This window comes from Pantoea sp. OXWO6B1 (assembly GCF_001641135.1).
GTDB classification, from domain to species: Bacteria; Pseudomonadota; Gammaproteobacteria; order Enterobacterales; family Enterobacteriaceae; genus Pantoea; species Pantoea allii.
Map to the genome: position 1 here is coordinate 4,662,577 of NZ_LWLR01000001.1, position 15,190 is coordinate 4,677,766.

Annotated in this window: 22 protein-coding genes and 2 pseudogenes; 6 read left to right on the top strand and 18 right to left on the bottom strand. The window is 47.8% G+C overall.

From position 1 onward, the window contains the following. Positions 1 to 52 precede the first annotated feature (52 nt). From A6A26_RS23725 to A6A26_RS23735, 3 genes are read left to right on the top strand one after another with little or no spacing between them, the layout of a single operon-like run. Positions 53 to 1,033: an amidohydrolase family protein gene (locus A6A26_RS23725; RefSeq protein WP_063881013.1), complete on the top strand. Its 981-nt coding sequence runs from the start codon at positions 53 to 55 to the stop codon at positions 1,031 to 1,033. Next, positions 1,030 to 1,578 carry a non-canonical purine NTP pyrophosphatase gene (locus A6A26_RS23730; RefSeq protein WP_063881014.1) on the top strand — a complete coding sequence of 183 codons (549 nt, stop codon included), beginning with the start codon at positions 1,030 to 1,032 and terminating at the stop codon, positions 1,576 to 1,578. The genes A6A26_RS23725 and A6A26_RS23730 overlap by 4 nt, the downstream gene beginning before the upstream one ends. A 2-nt stretch (positions 1,579 to 1,580) precedes the next feature. Then, a complete protein-coding gene (locus A6A26_RS23735; RefSeq protein ID WP_371560389.1) occupies positions 1,581 to 2,387 on the top strand; it encodes an SIR2 family protein in 807 nt (268 codons plus the stop codon). Between the two features lie 383 nt (positions 2,388 to 2,770). Here the strand turns inward: A6A26_RS23735 and A6A26_RS23740 are convergent, their stop codons facing one another. Together A6A26_RS23740 and A6A26_RS23745 are read right to left on the bottom strand one after the other, a co-directional pair. Then, entirely contained in the window at positions 2,771 to 3,199 is a 429-nt protein-coding gene (locus tag A6A26_RS23740; protein ID WP_063881016.1) for a WapI family immunity protein, read from the bottom strand. A 10-nt stretch (positions 3,200 to 3,209) separates the two neighbouring features. Next, entirely contained in the window at positions 3,210 to 3,887 is a 678-nt protein-coding gene (locus A6A26_RS23745; RefSeq protein ID WP_253851922.1) for a hypothetical protein, read from the bottom strand. Between the two features lie 94 nt (positions 3,888 to 3,981). Here A6A26_RS23745 and A6A26_RS23750 point away from each other — a divergent pair, with 94 nt between their 5' ends. Beyond that, positions 3,982 to 4,170: a hypothetical protein gene (locus A6A26_RS23750; protein ID WP_063881017.1), complete on the top strand. Its 189-nt coding sequence runs from the start codon at positions 3,982 to 3,984 to the stop codon at positions 4,168 to 4,170. A gap of 73 nt (positions 4,171 to 4,243) precedes the next feature. Here A6A26_RS23750 and A6A26_RS25090 read toward each other — a convergent pair whose 3' ends face one another. Further along, entirely contained in the window at positions 4,244 to 4,420 is a 177-nt protein-coding gene (locus tag A6A26_RS25090; protein ID WP_074181041.1) for an ogr/Delta-like zinc finger family protein, read from the bottom strand. A 79-nt stretch (positions 4,421 to 4,499) separates the two neighbouring features. Between A6A26_RS25090 and A6A26_RS26195 the strand changes: the two genes are divergently transcribed. Then, entirely contained in the window at positions 4,500 to 4,631 is a 132-nt protein-coding gene (locus A6A26_RS26195) for a hypothetical protein (RefSeq protein ID WP_256392991.1), read from the top strand. Between the two features lie 93 nt (positions 4,632 to 4,724). Here the strand turns inward: A6A26_RS26195 and A6A26_RS26360 are convergent, their stop codons facing one another. From A6A26_RS26360 to A6A26_RS23765, 6 genes and pseudogenes are all read right to left on the bottom strand, one after another. Beyond that, positions 4,725 to 4,838 (bottom strand): tail fiber assembly protein, encoded by a 114-nt coding sequence (locus tag A6A26_RS26360; RefSeq protein ID WP_156506699.1) that lies wholly within the window; start codon positions 4,836 to 4,838, stop codon positions 4,725 to 4,727. A 41-nt stretch (positions 4,839 to 4,879) separates the two neighbouring features. Further along, positions 4,880 to 5,041 carry a hypothetical protein gene (locus tag A6A26_RS26365; protein ID WP_156506700.1) on the bottom strand — a complete coding sequence of 54 codons (162 nt, stop codon included), beginning with the start codon at positions 5,039 to 5,041 and terminating at the stop codon, positions 4,880 to 4,882. Positions 5,042 to 5,056: 15 nt separating this feature from the next. Further along, positions 5,057 to 5,193: pseudogene (locus A6A26_RS26370) on the bottom strand (phage tail protein); the annotation flags it as partial. 940 nt (positions 5,194 to 6,133) lie between these two features. Further along, positions 6,134 to 6,427 (bottom strand): annotated as a pseudogene (locus A6A26_RS25095) (DUF1493 family protein); the annotation flags it as partial. 232 nt (positions 6,428 to 6,659) lie between these two features. Next, positions 6,660 to 6,836, bottom strand: a complete 177-nt coding sequence (locus A6A26_RS25680) for a hypothetical protein (RefSeq protein ID WP_156506701.1) — start codon at positions 6,834 to 6,836, stop codon at positions 6,660 to 6,662. Positions 6,837 to 6,969: 133 nt separating this feature from the next. Beyond that, the gene (locus A6A26_RS23765; RefSeq protein WP_063881019.1) at positions 6,970 to 7,161 is read right to left on the bottom strand and encodes a toxin-antitoxin system HicB family antitoxin; all 192 of its coding nucleotides are present in this window, start codon (positions 7,159 to 7,161) and stop codon (positions 6,970 to 6,972) included. A 138-nt stretch (positions 7,162 to 7,299) separates the two neighbouring features. On the opposite strand from A6A26_RS23765, the gene A6A26_RS23770 reads away from it, so the two are divergent. After that, complete coding sequence (locus A6A26_RS23770; RefSeq protein ID WP_063881020.1) at positions 7,300 to 7,830, top strand: hypothetical protein; 531 nt, start codon at positions 7,300 to 7,302, stop codon at positions 7,828 to 7,830. A gap of 376 nt (positions 7,831 to 8,206) precedes the next feature. Here A6A26_RS23770 and A6A26_RS23780 read toward each other — a convergent pair whose 3' ends face one another. From A6A26_RS23780 to A6A26_RS23820, 9 genes are all read right to left on the bottom strand, one after another. Continuing rightward, a complete protein-coding gene (locus tag A6A26_RS23780) occupies positions 8,207 to 8,428 on the bottom strand; it encodes an ogr/Delta-like zinc finger family protein (RefSeq protein WP_063881022.1) in 222 nt (73 codons plus the stop codon). Between the two features lie 73 nt (positions 8,429 to 8,501). Next, positions 8,502 to 9,659 (bottom strand): contractile injection system protein, VgrG/Pvc8 family, encoded by a 1,158-nt coding sequence (locus A6A26_RS23785; protein WP_063881023.1) that lies wholly within the window; start codon positions 9,657 to 9,659, stop codon positions 8,502 to 8,504. A gap of 1 nt (position 9,660) precedes the next feature. Next, entirely contained in the window at positions 9,661 to 10,164 is a 504-nt protein-coding gene (locus tag A6A26_RS23790) for a phage tail protein (protein WP_063881024.1), read from the bottom strand. 6 nt (positions 10,165 to 10,170) lie between these two features. Further along, positions 10,171 to 12,258, bottom strand: coding sequence for a phage tail tape measure protein (locus tag A6A26_RS23795; RefSeq protein ID WP_063881025.1), 2,088 nt, complete (start codon positions 12,256 to 12,258; stop codon positions 10,171 to 10,173). Continuing rightward, positions 12,251 to 12,373 (bottom strand): GpE family phage tail protein, encoded by a 123-nt coding sequence (locus A6A26_RS23800; RefSeq protein ID WP_063881026.1) that lies wholly within the window; start codon positions 12,371 to 12,373, stop codon positions 12,251 to 12,253. The genes A6A26_RS23795 and A6A26_RS23800 overlap by 8 nt, the downstream gene beginning before the upstream one ends. A 32-nt stretch (positions 12,374 to 12,405) precedes the next feature. Further along, positions 12,406 to 12,702 (bottom strand): phage tail assembly protein, encoded by a 297-nt coding sequence (locus A6A26_RS23805; protein WP_063881027.1) that lies wholly within the window; start codon positions 12,700 to 12,702, stop codon positions 12,406 to 12,408. A 53-nt stretch (positions 12,703 to 12,755) separates the two neighbouring features. Then, the gene (locus A6A26_RS23810) at positions 12,756 to 13,268 is read right to left on the bottom strand and encodes a phage major tail tube protein (RefSeq protein WP_063881028.1); all 513 of its coding nucleotides are present in this window, start codon (positions 13,266 to 13,268) and stop codon (positions 12,756 to 12,758) included. Between the two features lie 12 nt (positions 13,269 to 13,280). Beyond that, positions 13,281 to 14,450, bottom strand: coding sequence for a phage tail sheath protein (locus A6A26_RS23815; protein WP_063881029.1), 1,170 nt, complete (start codon positions 14,448 to 14,450; stop codon positions 13,281 to 13,283). A gap of 80 nt (positions 14,451 to 14,530) precedes the next feature. Beyond that, positions 14,531 to 15,109, bottom strand: a complete 579-nt coding sequence (locus tag A6A26_RS23820; RefSeq protein ID WP_028722820.1) for a recombinase family protein — start codon at positions 15,107 to 15,109, stop codon at positions 14,531 to 14,533. Between the last annotated feature and the right edge of the window lie 81 nt (positions 15,110 to 15,190).

A 15,190-nucleotide genomic window follows, 5' to 3' on the forward strand; every position in this document is an offset into this window, starting at 1 on the left:
AACCAACAACCAAATTTTCAAGAGAAAATGTGAATTTAAATTAGGATAACGCATGGATGATTTTTTAGTTACTCCAAAAGGTGAATTGCACGTACATTTCAATGGAGCTTTGCCTCCAGAAATAGTTGATAGAATCATTGTAGAAAATAATTCTGCTGATCGATTGACTGAAATTAATTACCATCACAGCAAGTTATTAGTTAATAAAAAATCTTCTGGATTGATAGAGTATCTTAAGCCCTGGGAATTTCTTCGGATTATCCCTATAAACAAAGTTCAATTAAATACTATGATTGAGGCTTTTTTTATAGCCATGGCAGAAACAAACATAAAATTTGTTGAGATCAGGCACACGGTAATTCATTTAGCTAGAAATTGTGGGATTACTTATCTCGAGGCATTAGATTGGCTTCTGGAAGGAATTAAAATTTATAGCTGCAAATATCAGATAAAGGCTGGGTTAATTATTACAATCGGGAGAGGCGAACAGGCCATGGACCATATTAAACTCGCCATCAATAATATTCCTTTATCAAGTTCACAAAATAATATCGTTGGCATTGATCTGGCTGGAGATGAAGATACTGAACTGGATAATAATATCTACAATCTGTTCAAAAAATGCAAACATGATTTAGGATTAGGAATTACAATTCATGCAGGCGAGACTGGAAATGTCGATAATATTAAAAAAGCCATAACTCATTTCGAAGCAGATAGAATAGGCCATGGAACTTGCGCTAAAAACGATAAACTTGTATTAGAAATGCTAAGTAAGAATCAAGTTTGTGTTGAAGTATGCCCTTTAAGCAACGTGATGACAGGTGCTACACATATAGCCAAAGGACATTCTCTTCAAGAGTTTTTGAATTTCGAAGTTCCCTTTGTTGTTTGCTCAGATAATCCGGGGATACAAGAAACAAGTCTTATTGATGATTACGACTATTGCAATAAAGAAATTATAATCCCTAACTTTTCCAAAAAGATGTATGAATATCAAAAACAATTTACTTTTATTAAAGGAATACTATGAAACTACATTTCCTGAGTAACAACCCTAATAAAATCAAGGAAATAAATGATATCTTAGGTGATCGAGTTGAGGTGGTGAGTGCCAACATAAAAATTGAAGAAATACAAAGTAAAAATACGCAGGATTTAGTTAGAGATAAATTATTAAAAGCTTTTAAGCAGATAGGAAGACCAGTATTTGTAGAACATACTGGTTTATATTTAAAATCATTAAAAGAGTTACCTGGTGGGTTAACTCAAATATTTTGGGATGATCTTGAAGCAGAAGGATTTATATCACTACTCAACTCTCATCAAGATAAGGCTGCAATTGCTAAAACAGTAATTGGCTATTGCGATGGAAAGAAAATACACTTTTTTCAAGGCGAAGTTGAAGGAACGATATCAGATTCACCATTAGGAAACCGGGATTTTCAGTGGGACTGTATATTTATACCAAATGGTTACCAAGAAAGCTTTGCTGAGATGGGCGATAAAAAAAATCAAATATCCATGAGGAAATTAGCATTGGATAAGCTTTCGTTACATTTACTGGAGGAAAAGTGATGATAGATCAAGAGTTATTGGATGCTTATAAAAATGACAACCTCATTCTTTTTATTGGAGCTGGCGTTTCAAAAAACCTTAATCTTCCAGATTGGAAGGAACTGATTAGTGAAATCGCAAATGAGCTTGAGTTCGACGACGATGTATTCCTTACATACGGTGATTACTTAAGTCTAGCTGAATATTACTTATTGAATAATAACAATAAGATCGGGAAATTAAGAAGTTGGATGGATACAAAGTGGCATAGTGGTGATATAAAAATCGAAGACTCTGAAATCCATAAACATATTGCAACCGGCAACTTCCCAATAATCTATACAACTAATTACGACAGATGGATTGAGCATTCACTTAAACATTATAACAAGAAACATAAAGTTATCGTTGATGTATCTGATATTGCAGATATTAAAAGCGATGTAACACAAGTAGTCAAGCTTCATGGGGATTTTTCGGACGACTCATCGATTGTGCTTGGTGAATCAAGCTATTTTGATCGTTTAGATTTTGATAGCCCTTTAGACATAAAATTTAGAAGCGACATGTTAGGTAAATCAGTTCTTTTCATTGGTTATAGTCTTTCAGATTGGAATATAAAACTATTATTTTATAAGTTAGATAAGCTATGGAAAAAAAATAGCAACACTTCAACATCCAGACCAAAGTCTTTCGTTTTCTCAACAAGACCAAACCCTGTTCAAGAGAAAATATTAGATGCAAGAGGAGTGAAAATGATTGTCAGTGATGTTCATGAACCATCTAAGGCATTGCAATCTTTTTTAAGTGAACTCGTTAAGAATTCATAAATTTATTATCCCCCGTAAGTGGCAGCAAAGTGGCAGCAGAGCGCAACGCTATGTGCCACTTTTCATCACTATTCGGCCCAAACAAAACATAAAAATCAGTAAGTTGCTGATTTTACTTATTTCAAATTGGGACTCATAATCGCTTGATCGCTGGTTCAAACCCAGCAGGGGCTACCAGATTTAGTGATAAAAATCATGAAGTTAAGCCACCTCAAAAGGGTGGCTTTTTTGTTTCCTGTTTTTAAGTGGCGATAAAATGGCGATAGATTTTCTCGACATTCTAATTGTGCCATTGCTGTTCACTCAGAGCAGTCCGCACACAGCGGCTCAACAAAGCGGAAAATCTTTAGAAATGTATAAAGTAACTGTGTTATCTGAACGTATCAGGTTGACCAGTTTATGATTTCATCCAGTCCAAACAAAATCGCAGGGAAGTAACTTTCATCCAGTCCAAAAAAGTCTGTAAGCATGACACTATCAGCATGATCCTCAGGCCTTAGCACCATGTTTACGCCTACAGCATTACCCGAATCTGACTGTATGAATGTCAACTCGACCTGCTTAAACAGACAGCTAAGAACGACATCCGAATTCTTCTGTTGAAATATCAGCGACTGATGCAGCTTTTTTAAATCATCCCGAAATATCTCAAGCTGGCCCGCAGCAAACTCCGCACGGAATTCAGTTTTAAGCGAAGGAACAGAAAACTCAACCCAGACCATGATCCGGTCATATGCCGCTTCTTCAGGCTCAGGTATCCTTTCATAAGGGGTTAACTTGAGATGTAGGGTTCCGCTCTGTATATCGATCATCCGTTCACCTTTAAGGCATGTACTGAAAGTGCATAATAGTCCAGTCTTTTTCTCTTACCAGAACTTCAAGCCGGTAGGGTTTATAGAAATAACTTCCTTTTTTTTGTTTATCTTCTACCAGCCGGTACATACGGGTTTCATATCTGAAAAGCCCTGGTTTTCTAAGTGGGTCTGGCATACGTGTTCCATATCGAATGGCTTTTTCCTGTATCTGTAAAGGCACATATCGACCAGGTTCATACATGTGCTTTGCTGCGCTTTCCGTCATCTTCAAAGAGCGAGCCGAAAGGCCTATTTTTAGCCTTCCGCGCAAGAGGCTGATCGTGGCATGGCTAAGATTTACAGTTACGGCTGCACGAACTCCACTCTGTAGTAAAGCTCTCCCGGCAAGAAAAATACGAAATGCTCCTGCCGCCAGCAACACCAAATCGGTTGGGTCAATGAGGGGAGACTCTAACGGTGTCTCTTCAAGCCGAAAAAAATTTCCTTCCGTATCATAAATCTGCCACAATCCTGGAGCCTGAGATACTGAGTAGCCGATACACATACCGGTTTCATCATCAACAATAGGCTTCGCACCATGAGGCAGAAATCGTGGGCGAATTTCAAAGAATTCGCCGTGTGGTAATCGTGACTGAAAAGTGTAGTAGCGACCGGGTTCTTCACTCGCTGGTAATCCTGTAACCATGAATACCTCCTCCTTGTAATTCAACGCAGTGAATAATAGCTCCATGCTAAAATAGCTCGGGTTTATAGACTGAAGAAAATGGAGGAAGATGTAAATGCATCATTTTCTGGAAACACTTTCAGAATTTCTTTCCAATTGGCCTGTAATATCGGGAGAGCGAGCAGAGAGAAAGCCAGTAAAAGACAGGAAGAAGATCTCAAGTCTTCACTACAGACCTATTTGCAAGATCACTGATGATAAAACAAGAGATAATGATATTCCCAAGAAAGATGAGGCCAACTAAGAAAAACACATTCACACTTAAGCAGTCAGACTCATTGCTTGTAAAAAAAACCGCTAACCGGGCTTCATTACGATCATAACCATAGGGGCTGCTGCTGGCCTCTGCCTGGATGTGGCGGAACGGCTTTAACTTTACCTGGTGACATAATAATTTCTGACACAGTCTCATGCGACTTAAAGGTACAACTGCAATTAATGTTCTGGCACTGGTTATAACGTTCTTTGATCTTACCCACGTAATGTGGACACAATCCTAAGCGAGATTCTGGTTTTCAAATTGTTCCGGGCTGAGGCCGCCACAGGCACTGTGACGTCGGCGACGATGGTGTAATGATTGAATATGACCTTCGTCCTGAAGCGCATGCTGACAGCGTTCAGGTTAAAGGCGATTTCGGCATCAACGAGAGCTACTTCCCCGATATTTTAAAACGGCTGGATGAGATGATTGAATGGCAAAATTAAGCCTTCCCGCATCTAAAATTTTTCCTGATAGTCCCCGCTGTAACAGGTTTTTTTCTGTTCAGGCTTTTCCGGCCAGCTGACATCCGGTGCCGCTCAGGTCTCGACGCGGTTCAGCTTCACGCGGTAGGTTCTCTGTTGCTCCAGCAGCGCTTTCTCGCTCTCCGTGGCGATTTTTCTGCCGCCTGGCAATAACACAGCGTCCGTCATGTCTCGTCGGGAATGCAGATATAGTCGTTGCCCGCAAAGGCTCACTTATTGAAAAGACGCATAACGGCATCAACGCTCGACAGCTTATCCCCGCCCGCCGTCATATCTGCCGCTACTGAAACGCCATGCTTACCGGCATCATACAGGCTGAGATTTTTAAGGGCGTCGGCAACCAGTCCCGCGTCTTTGATTTCCGCCAGCACGTTGGCCGTTTGCAGGTAATGCTTATGGGGATTATCGGCAGTAACATGTGCGCCTGCGCCTTGTCGGTATAAGCCTTTACCTCAGTTAACGCGTTATCCACAGCCTGGCGTGCCAGCACCACGGATGGGTCGATTTTCAGCGTGACGGCACTGTGGCAGAAGCAACGTATACATAATTACGATATGCTCTACTTCCTTTTCGAAGAACCTTTGAAGCACCTGATAGAAATGGGAAGAATGTTGCGGAAAGAGCCCAACAGAACGGAGGCGTGATTACGTGTTATCGAGAATCTTTAAACTGTCATTCAAATTTGTTTCCGAGATAGTGGGAACACTGGTTTTGACAGCAACTGTATTTGGTATGTTCTATACAGGCTTTATGAATGAAGGCGCCATGCGGATCGTAGGACCTCTCGCTGTACTAATCTGCGGAATGGGGGCTTATGTATTGGTGATGTATCCCACCACGAAAATCAGTGAAAATGATAAAAAGGGCCAACCTGGTTAAAGATAATACCGGGATTATGTCTCAGGCTAAATCCGCACATCGGAGAAAAACATGGCTCAGGATAGCTACGCTCCTGTTACTCCTCCTGTTAGGCTAAGAATGGCACGCTTTACTATTCTCACGTTGACCCAATATGTTTGCGCAAACCAACCACCGTAAAACAGGTCCATAGATCCTGTAAGCTCTCCCGGATTGCTTTCGCTCAACGTTTTCAGCTTTACCACAGTTATGCTCTGAGTACATTCGTAAAGCGTGAAGTACACATAGCGGATCTGTTATTTTTTTAATCTGACTAAATATCGGTAGATTTTTTTTGCCAGATAGATAGCGGCAATACCCAGCAACATCGATGCTATACCGAGAAAAATCATTAACGAAAGGAGGTGGCTAAAAATCCCGCCCAGACTTGTGAAATCGCTGAGTCTGACGAGCTGTTCAGGGGTTAGTGTACGAACCACTATTTCCGGAAGAATCAGAAAACATATAATGACTGCTAAAATATAAATCGTCTTGTTTGTTCCCTTTTTCATTATTTTCCTGTCTGAGTTTGAGGGTAAGGTATTTTCTCTTTTTGATTTTTCTTCATCCGTCCAGTGACCTGCTCGTGCCGAGTCAATCAGTAATTGAATGGTCAACGCCTTTTCTGCTTTGCCATTATCTTCGGGAAAATAGCGAGTGAAATTGATTTTATCTGGGTTAATTGAAAATTTCTCTGTGAATTCCTCCAGTAAATCATAGGCATCTAACGGGTCCATTCGAAAATCTTCATTAAGATCGGTGTTATGTTTGAGCGGATACCGCTTAAAGGTAAATATGCTGCGACCATTGTAGGTCTCAACAAGATCGAATACTGCTTTTTCTGTCTCGTCCATTATCATAATCCGTTCTTCTTTCAGGCAATCTTATTGTATTTGAATGTTATCTCATAGCTAATCTTGTAAGCATACAACTTAGATTGCTCATCCATTTATAAGGATGTTGTAACCTGATTATTTACTTTGAGCAAGTCAATAGGGGTAAGACCCGATTCACTGAACATCCTAATACAGATAATCATTGAAATTTCATGGTGCTTTTCAAATCGCCATGAAAAATATTATACGTTTTAGGTTATATCCACTTACTATATCTTATATAAAGATAAGCAACGATACCGCCCCAGGCAACCACAAACCCCATTGGATAAAATGGAACAAATCGCACAATAAAATAAGCGCCAACAACACTGGCTATAAGCGGTAAAAGATAGAAAAAAGATTGCAGTAACCATACAACGAAAAGCTTCATTTACTCACAACTCCATCAAAGCCTCAGCTACTTTATCAAACTTGTAATGGCCACATTAAAAACTTCACAATAGCGAAATTTAGCTTTTTTCATTTACCACACATATAATTAACTCAACATTTCACGCACAAATTTATCCCTTCGGCTCAATTCCCCTTGCCTTTAACGCCTCCCTCGCCAGGTTTTTCAACCAGCTTGCCAGACTAATTCCTTCTTCAGTTGCAACAGCATCGAGCTGTTTTTTCAAGTCGGGATCAATGCGCATATGGAATTGTGGGGACTTGCCTCGACCTTTTGGTTTTTTTTCACGCATTATTATTGACATGTGCTGACCTATTCCCTCAGTTTAGCCTTATAAAAGACCACACTAACACGAGGCCTTTTATAAGAGCAACGCCCCGGCAGTGCAGCAACACATACCGGAGCGTCTGACCACAACGTTCAGTGTTAAGGAAACAACGCTATGGCTAACACCGATAGTAACACAACCGCCCATCATCAAATCGTGGACATTCAACCAGTTATCGAATCTGCGATCTCAAACCTCTTGAAAACGCCGCTCGGCACCACGCACGATCTCTTCCTAGTGCTGGATGCATGCGGGCGCTATGTCGATGCCCTGGTTGAGTGTAACGATATTGCAGACCGCATGGCGCTGTGCGGTCGTCTGCTCGCTGCACTGGAAGTCTTGAAAGTTTTGTTAGACAAGCCACTACCAGAACACCTGATCAAGCGCCTCACGCTGGAGAAAGGTGATGACAGAGCCTGTCGCAGCAGGGATTCGATAGACTCGGAAGAGATGCGGCAATATTGCAGCGCGTTAACATTAGTATTGCTGAATCAGCAGGCCCCGGCAGACTTGCAAAAACATATCACCGGCTTGTTATTCCAGATGGTTAACATCATGACTGATGACTTAACCGCGCCGCGCTTTGTGCGAACAGCGTCGGGGCTGGTGATGATTGAGAGCAAATTTACACATATCGTTCACTGATTTTGGACCCTTCCCTTCTTCCGCAGGGAAGAAGGGAATTCGCATGCAAAATTTAAAATCTCACTGTGGACTCACTCTCAGTGCCAAAATGCTTTATAACCCTGAGTTTTCTTCTGCCGAAAATACCACCACGATTCATCTTCATTCACTGAAAATATATTTTGTCGTGCTGCCATTCCTGAAATCTTTTCATTCCCGTACAGTTATTGCCACTGTCCCCAAGGGCCAGCGCCTCCCCGCCGTACAGTTATTAACAGCACTCCCAGAGGGCGCTGTCGCCCCCTTAAACGTCAACGGCGCGCTGGCCTTCAGCCACGTCTGTCAGCCATCCCATCCAACCCGCATCCATAAAAAAACCCGCTTTCGCGGGTTGAGCTTACAGCAGCTGCGGTGACGGGTTATCGCTCCCTTTCGCCATAACCGGCACCGTATTGATCTGCGCCGGTTCGACGATAATCCCGGATACGCTCTCCAGGGTTTTAAAGGTACAGCTGCAGTTAATGTTCTGGCACTGGTGATAACGTTCTTTCGTCTCTTTCGAAACGTAGCGACTGCTTTTCGTATGGGCGGCGGTCTGACATTTTGGGCAATGCATCATAGTCGTTCTCCTCTCTGGCATAGTGCAACATTAGCCAAAGACTAAACAAAAAGCAACTTAAATTAGACTAAATCTAACCAGCCTGTTTTTCCACTAAGACGTAATCCACGTTTTCAATCATCAGCTCCAGGTTCAACTGGGTGGTAAATCCACTTTTATCGAGGGTATGCACGATATTAGTAATCAGCCATTTTTGATTATCGATGACCGATTTAAAACCCTGGGCTTTGACCGGCGTTTCAGGAATCAGCTCAGCAGCACCCAGCGCGAGTAGGATCTTCAACGTAGCCCGGTTGCGTTGCAGTTCCTGCCACTTCGCTTTAGCCGCCACCTCTGCTTCCCCCTGGCTACTGAAGTGCGTATTCAGTACGAACAGCTTCTTATTGCTGCCAAAAACATAGGTTTTTCCCGGGTCTTGTTGCCCGATAGTGGGGATATTTTTGGCCGCCGGATGGACAGGGTTCACCGCCGGTGTTGCTGGCGGTATCGTGTTGACGGTTACCCCTTTCTGCTGCGCTTTTTTCTGATCGTACCATTTTGCTTCAACGCCACTGTAATCGTCGCGCTTAAACAATTTGTACTCATACTTATCGCCATCCTGTCGGTTCAGATTCAGGAGTGGAATCGGCTTTCCGCTCGCTGTCACGCCATGCCCGGGGGCAAAGAACAGCAGCGTCTTATCTTTTATCGCCGCCACAGCGCCAACCAGCATAGCCAGCCGGGTAATGAACGTGCCGTCCGTTTCCTGCGTCTGATCGATATGCTTAATCTTTTTTTTGGCTATCTCCGGCCGCACGTCGGAGGTAAGTCCGTTACGTTTCGCGATTTTCTCCACAACCTCGCCAACCGTCATGTCCGGATATGAATCAGTGATTTTAACATCGAGCGAACCGCTAAAATCGGCGCTTCGGGCGACCACCGTTATCGTGTCCGGCGCGCCCTGGTAGGTGACCTGATCAATGATGTAGGAGCCTTTATTTGCAAGCGGCTGTCCCTTCCAGCCTATCTCTAAGACCACTTTCGCGCCAAAGGGCGGCATAACCAACTGGCCGTCACTGTCGTCCAGCACCAGGTCCAGCTGATCGACCTCCAGGCCACGGTTATCCGTCAACTTCAGAGAAATCAGCCGTGGGCGAATATCCTCCGTTTTATCCTTCGTCTCAATTTTGATATTAAAGTCCGGCGTAGGCGCAACGCGCAGGGGCACGGGAATCGGGGCGATATCGCTCATCTCAGCGCCCTCCGTTCAGCGCAGAGGTGGCGCTGTTGATGACAGAGCCGACCCGTTGCGCTGCGTCGCTGGCCCGGTTTTGCAGTTCTTCCGCCTGCCTTTTTAAGTCCCCGAACATACTGGTTAGTGAATCGTCTACCCGCAGCAGGTTGAGGGTAAAGCCTATCTTGCGCGCGCTGCCGTCGCTGTAGAATTCGGTATGCGTGGCCGAGAAATCCGTCACAACAAACATGCCGTAAATAATGCCATTGCCGCCAATCAGCGGCCACGCCAGCCCTTCATCGGCCATAGTCTTCAGCGCCAACAGGGTGACATTGCCGCCGGTGATTTCAGGCCGGAGTTCGCCAGACAGCTTGATTTTATCGTCGCCGCCGCCCAAAAACTGAGTCGACTCACGGCGCCCCACGCGGCTGTTTTTCGCCCAGCGATAGGTAATGTCATGCTGCAAATTGTCGAAGGGCAGGGTTTGCCGTACAAACGGCATCATGCCTAATATCATCATCATGGTTAATTAATCCAGACTAAACATGGAGTTATAGCTGCGATCAGCCGTGGACCACGGCGATACCGTGGAAGCCTGCGCGACGGCCTGTCCAATCGCCTGTGGGTCGCCCGTCACATTGATATTGTTGGTGACCGTGTGCTGCCGGTTATCCACGTTTGAACTGTTAACCGAGGGCAAAGGCTGATTGAGCGTGCTGTTCAGGCTGGCGCGCGATGCGGCCGGACGGGCATCCGCGTTGTCCTCATCCTCGTCGTCCTGTTCGCGCATTTTGGGCGGAGGCAGCTTGTCTTTCACCTTGTCAGATTTCTCATCGATGATGCCAAGCTTGCCGAGCACCCAGTCAATGCCGCCCCGCAGCTGATTCAGGGCTTCACCGGGTAATTTGAGTGCCGTCGCCAGCATATTGCCGAAGCGCTGTCCCATCTCCCCTGCCGAGGCCAGTTCCTGCTGAGAAAACTTCACCGGTTCCAGCAGCTTTGAGAACCAGGAGCCCAGCTCAGAGACTTTGTTGCTGAACCAGTCAAATACCGGCTTCAGCGGCGCGAACGCGTCACTTATCGGCCCCATCGCTGCACTAAAGCCCTGAGCAACGCCGCTGATAAAGGCGCTGATCGGCTCCCAGTACTGATAAACCAGCATCGCGCCCGCCGCGATAGCCGCGCCAAGCAGCACAACCGGCAGCGTAATTGCGCCCAGCGTCGCTGTAATCGCGCCACCGATGATGGCAAACGCACCGCCCAGCAGTTCAGCGCCCGCCATGATGGTGCTCAACCCGCTAATGACCGGCCAGACAATATTCCCCACGCTGGCGAGTGAGTCCACCAACGTCAGTCCACTGGCCGCCAGCGTCAGCAGGCTGTCCGAAAGCTGGGGATTGATATTCATCACGCCGGTCAGAACGGACTGTACGGATAAGCCGTCCTGACTGATGGTTTGCAGATTGGTGTCAACAGAGGCATCTACCGGCTGCTGAGCCGCCGGCGCCTGAGACAGCTGATCCAGGCGCCCACTGGCGGCACCTTTCATGAGCACAGCGGCAGGAGCCGCGCCCTGTTCGCCAAAGATGGCCTGCAGATAGGTTGCCTGCTGGGCTGCATCGATTTTGTTTTTCTCAAATGCCGTCTGCACCTGGCTGAGCACCGTGAAAATCGGCTGACTGTTGCCCTCGCCATCTGCGGTAACAACATTCAACGCTTTCAGCGCGCTGTCTGCATTGTCATCAGGTGCCTGCACGTGCGACAACATGGCACCGACGCCTGCGCCCGCAGCGCTGCCCGTCATGCCGTTTTCGGCCAGCACGCCGATCATCGCCGATGCCTGACCGACGCTCACGCCGGCTTGTTTTGCCACCGGGCCGATGCTGGCCATCGCCTTGTTCAGCTCAGCGATATCCGGTTGCGCACCGCTGTTGTTCGGATTAACAGACAGGGATGCCGCCTGATCCTTACCGTTATTCGCATCCGCAGGTGACAGATAATCGATAACCTTGCGGCCCTTCTCGACGAAGTCTTTGGCCTTGTTGCTGGCACCTTGTACGTTATCCGCCAGCGCCATGCCGGCGCGGTAACGATCCCGGGTACGATTGAGCTTATCCTGGCGCTGATTCAGCAACCCCATCGACTCGCCCTGCGCATCAAGGGTGGATTGGGTCCGCTCTGTTTGTTGGTTCAGCTTCTGGCGCTCGCTGCTCAGACGACGCGTGGAAATCCCGGCGTCATTCAGCGACTGGCGCTGATCCTGCACCGACTGGCGCAGCTGAATGTTCTTTTGTTGTAACGCGTTGGCAGACAGGCGCAGTTTCTCCAGCGCCTGCGCTTGTTCAACGGTGGGGTTTTTGGTGTTTTTCAGTTCAATGGCGAGTGCTGCCGCTTCTGCCCGGGTGTTTTTAAGATTTTGTTGGGTCAGCGTCAGTTCTTTTCGGGTATCACGGAACCCTTCAATCTGCGCGGATTTGGCGTTAAGTTCTGCCAGACGGTCTTGCGTTTCCTGGATATCCGCAGACAGCCTTTCTGTTTCTTTACGCACGGCATTGAACGGGCGCGTGGCCCGATCAACCGCCTCCAGCAGCACTTGCAGCTTGAGCGTGTTACTCATCAGAGGTTACTCCACTGCGGATCATCACTTTATGCCGCCAGTCGAGTAACTCTTCCAGCGACATGAGATACATTTCTGAGGGTGGCCAGTGAAAAACGCTGGCAATGTCGGCCATCAGGTCATTGACCGTTAGATCGCGGGGCCAGCTTACCCGGCCGATTTCGCTGACAAAAAACCAATCACCTTGCCGCCCAGGGCAATCAGGTCCACCGGATCGAGCGCGTTGCACTCCGCTTTGGTCAGCGATGGCAGGGTGATACGGGGCAGCACCATTAACAGGGCATCCACATCAGACGAGGCCAGGTCTGCCAGTCGCACGCCACGCAGCGATCCTGCCGTTGGTTTCACCAGCTCAACCTGGCTGATCACCACATCACCACGTGAAATCGGGCTTTCCAGCACCACCAGGTTTTCTTTCAGTTGTGGTTTATCAAGCTGTTCCATTTTTTCTCCATCAGGATAAAGAGGGCCAGCGCAGGACGCGCCGGCCTTTTTTATTACACCAGGCCGAGATTTTTACGACGCTGTTCCAGGCGATCGACGCCGTTGACCTTCTCCACCATGTTGACGGTGTCGACTTCGATCAGCTCTTTGCCATTCCAGGTCAGTTTGAAATAGGTGTTTTTGCTGGTGACTTTGGTTTCGGCGTTTTCGCCCTGTTTGGCTTCACCGAAATCAAAGGCCTGGTGCTTACCGCGCACTTCGATTTCCACGGCAATTTCTTCGCCGGTGTCATCGCGCTGGTAAGAACCGGTGAAACGCAGCGGTACGTTGGCGGTTGCGCCCCACTGGCTTAACACCAGCTCATCCATCCCGCCCAGCGTCCACTCCATATCGAGTGCGGCATCGTCCAGGCCGTTATCGATGAACGCCGCACCGTTCATACCGCCAGCGCGGTAGGTATCCAGCTTGCGCGACAGCTTCGGCAGCGTCACGGCGGTGACGATGCCCTGGTAGCTGTTTGAATCATTGAAGAGGTTCAACCCCTTAAGTTTACGTGGCAGTGCCATTTATCCGGCTCCTTAGCTGTTTACGGATGCGGCGAAGTTCGCCAGATAGGTGTCGGTGATGCGCTGACGCAGGGTCAGATCTTCCAGCGGCGGCACCGGTGTGTAGTCGTAATCGATAAACAGTTTGCCCGCCTTCAGGGTCTCTTTATCGTTCGCGCTGTCGTCGTACCAGCAGTTTGCGCCCAGCAGATAACCAGCACTGACCAGCTCGCGGAACTTGGCATTGATGCCAGCGATGATTTCGCGCACCAGCACCGGCGTCAGTGGTTTGTCGTTGGCCCACATGTGCGCTTCGGCCATGGTATCGGCCAGCACCTGTGCCGTACGGGTGTAGTTTTCAAAGGCAAAAAGTGGATCGTCGCTACAGGTCCGGTTGCCCCAGAAACGGAAACCGTCTTTGCGAATCAGCGTGGTCACACACTTTTCGTTCAGCAGATCGGCATCGGTGCCGGTCTGTTGCAGGTCCCAGAAAACGTCTGCGGAGATACCAGTTACGCCATTGACGCCCACGTTGGACAGGGTTTTATGCCAGCCGGTGTCGTTGTCAATTTTGGCGCGCAGGCCCAGTGCACGTGCGGTGGCATAAGCCATTTCAGATTTGTTCGTGGCGGTGTTCCAGGCCATAAAGTCTGGCCAGATCACCATCAGCTCGCGCTGGCTGAAGTTTTCGCGGTACTTCATGGCATCCGAGATGGTTTTGCTGTTCCAGGCAGACACGTAGGCAAAGCCACGCAGCTGCTGGGCAATGCTGGCCAGCGCTGTCGCCACTTCCAGCGAGTCCAGACCTGGGACGCCGAGAATGCGGGGTTTAACACCCAGTTGCGTTTGCGCACTCAGCAGCGCCTTCATGCCGGTGTATTTACCGTTCGCATCCGTCGAGCCAATCAGGTTAGAGGTGGTTTCAGCCTGGCTCGCGCCTTCTGCAACGCGAACCACGACAGTAACCGGCTTCGCCTGGTCAGCAATCGCCTGCAGCGCTGCCGCTAAGGTGCCTTTTGTACCGGCTTTACCGACGGCTGCCTGCACGTTGGTCAGCAGGACAGGTGTGTTAAGAGGAAACGCCGTTGCATCAGCATCTTCTGCGGTGCAGATCATGCCAACAATGGCGGTTGAAACTGTTGAAATGGTGCGTGTACCGTCATTGACTTCGACGACGCGGACACCGTGATGAAAATCAGACATCTGTAGCACTCCGTGTTGAGGGTGTGCTCAGATTGTCAGGTCAGTGGAAAGGATGCATTCGATTGCGGTTTGCTGATCGTTCAGTAAGAAGAACCGCGTAAATGGTGCTGTTTTGGCGCTGGAATATAACGATAAATCGTTTTGGGTGAGACATCTAATACCAGCGCAACCTGATGAAGCGTGGCGCCATTCGCCATCATGCGTTCCGCTCTGGCAACGACTTCCGGTGTCATAATGCGCCGCCGGCCACCAATGCGCCCTTTTTCACGCGCTGCGGTCAGCCCGGCACGCGTTCGCTCGACAATCAATTCGCGCTCCATCTCCGCCAGTGCGCCCATCACATGAAAGAAAAAGCGGCCCATCGGTGTGCTGGTATCGATACTGTCCGTCAGGCTACGGAAGTTTACCCCGCGTTCGCGCAACTCTTCGGTGAGCATAACGAGATGACGCATGCTGCGACCCAGTCGATCGAGCTTCCACACCACCAAAGTATCGCCCTCTTTTAACGTCCGCAGCGCCCGCTTTAAACCAGGCCGTTCACTGGTCTTTCCGCTGATTTTATCCTCAAAAATCTGTTCACAATTTGCGCTCTGCAGCGCATTCCGTTGCAAATCGGTGTTTTGGTCATTTGTTGACACCCTGACATAGCCAATCAGCATCGTTTTTTCTCCGGTAAAAGGTGAGGAGTTTGCCATTGTGCAGGTGAGGCGGGCCAGGGGTTTGTTTCATCAAAACCTCGG

What these genes read in the sequence shown, in the direction of transcription:
- A6A26_RS23815 (WP_063881029.1), bottom strand. Translation starts at nt 14,450, where the DNA reads ATGTCTGATTTTCATCACGGTGTCCGCGTCGTCGAAGTCAATGACGGT.
- A6A26_RS26360 (WP_156506699.1), bottom strand. Translation starts at nt 4,838, where the DNA reads ATGACGGACGCTGTGTTATTGCCAGGCGGCAGAAAAATCGCCACGGAG.
- A6A26_RS23740 (WP_063881016.1), bottom strand. Translation starts at nt 3,199, where the DNA reads ATGATCGATATACAGAGCGGAACCCTACATCTCAAGTTAACCCCTTAT.
- A6A26_RS23820 (WP_028722820.1), bottom strand. Translation starts at nt 15,109, where the DNA reads ATGCTGATTGGCTATGTCAGGGTGTCAACAAATGACCAAAACACCGAT.
- A6A26_RS23800 (WP_063881026.1), bottom strand. Translation starts at nt 12,373, where the DNA reads ATGGCCGACATTGCCAGCGTTTTTCACTGGCCACCCTCAGAAATGTAT.
- A6A26_RS23750 (WP_063881017.1), top strand. Translation starts at nt 3,982, where the DNA reads ATGCATCATTTTCTGGAAACACTTTCAGAATTTCTTTCCAATTGGCCT.
- A6A26_RS23770 (WP_063881020.1), top strand. Translation starts at nt 7,300, where the DNA reads ATGGCTAACACCGATAGTAACACAACCGCCCATCATCAAATCGTGGAC.
- A6A26_RS23790 (WP_063881024.1), bottom strand. Translation starts at nt 10,164, where the DNA reads ATGATGATGATATTAGGCATGATGCCGTTTGTACGGCAAACCCTGCCC.
- A6A26_RS23730 (WP_063881014.1), top strand. Translation starts at nt 1,030, where the DNA reads ATGAAACTACATTTCCTGAGTAACAACCCTAATAAAATCAAGGAAATA.
- A6A26_RS23725 (WP_063881013.1), top strand. Translation starts at nt 53, where the DNA reads ATGGATGATTTTTTAGTTACTCCAAAAGGTGAATTGCACGTACATTTC.
- A6A26_RS23795 (WP_063881025.1), bottom strand. Translation starts at nt 12,258, where the DNA reads ATGAGTAACACGCTCAAGCTGCAAGTGCTGCTGGAGGCGGTTGATCGG.
- A6A26_RS26195 (WP_256392991.1), top strand. Translation starts at nt 4,500, where the DNA reads ATGATTGAATATGACCTTCGTCCTGAAGCGCATGCTGACAGCGTTCAG.
- A6A26_RS25680 (WP_156506701.1), bottom strand. Translation starts at nt 6,836, where the DNA reads ATGAAGCTTTTCGTTGTATGGTTACTGCAATCTTTTTTCTATCTTTTA.
- A6A26_RS23810 (WP_063881028.1), bottom strand. Translation starts at nt 13,268, where the DNA reads ATGGCACTGCCACGTAAACTTAAGGGGTTGAACCTCTTCAATGATTCA.
- A6A26_RS23745 (WP_253851922.1), bottom strand. Translation starts at nt 3,887, where the DNA reads ATGGTTACAGGATTACCAGCGAGTGAAGAACCCGGTCGCTACTACACT.
- A6A26_RS23780 (WP_063881022.1), bottom strand. Translation starts at nt 8,428, where the DNA reads ATGATGCATTGCCCAAAATGTCAGACCGCCGCCCATACGAAAAGCAGT.
- A6A26_RS23805 (WP_063881027.1), bottom strand. Translation starts at nt 12,702, where the DNA reads ATGGAACAGCTTGATAAACCACAACTGAAAGAAAACCTGGTGGTGCTG.
- A6A26_RS23765 (WP_063881019.1), bottom strand. Translation starts at nt 7,161, where the DNA reads ATGTCAATAATAATGCGTGAAAAAAAACCAAAAGGTCGAGGCAAGTCC.
- A6A26_RS23785 (WP_063881023.1), bottom strand. Translation starts at nt 9,659, where the DNA reads ATGAGCGATATCGCCCCGATTCCCGTGCCCCTGCGCGTTGCGCCTACG.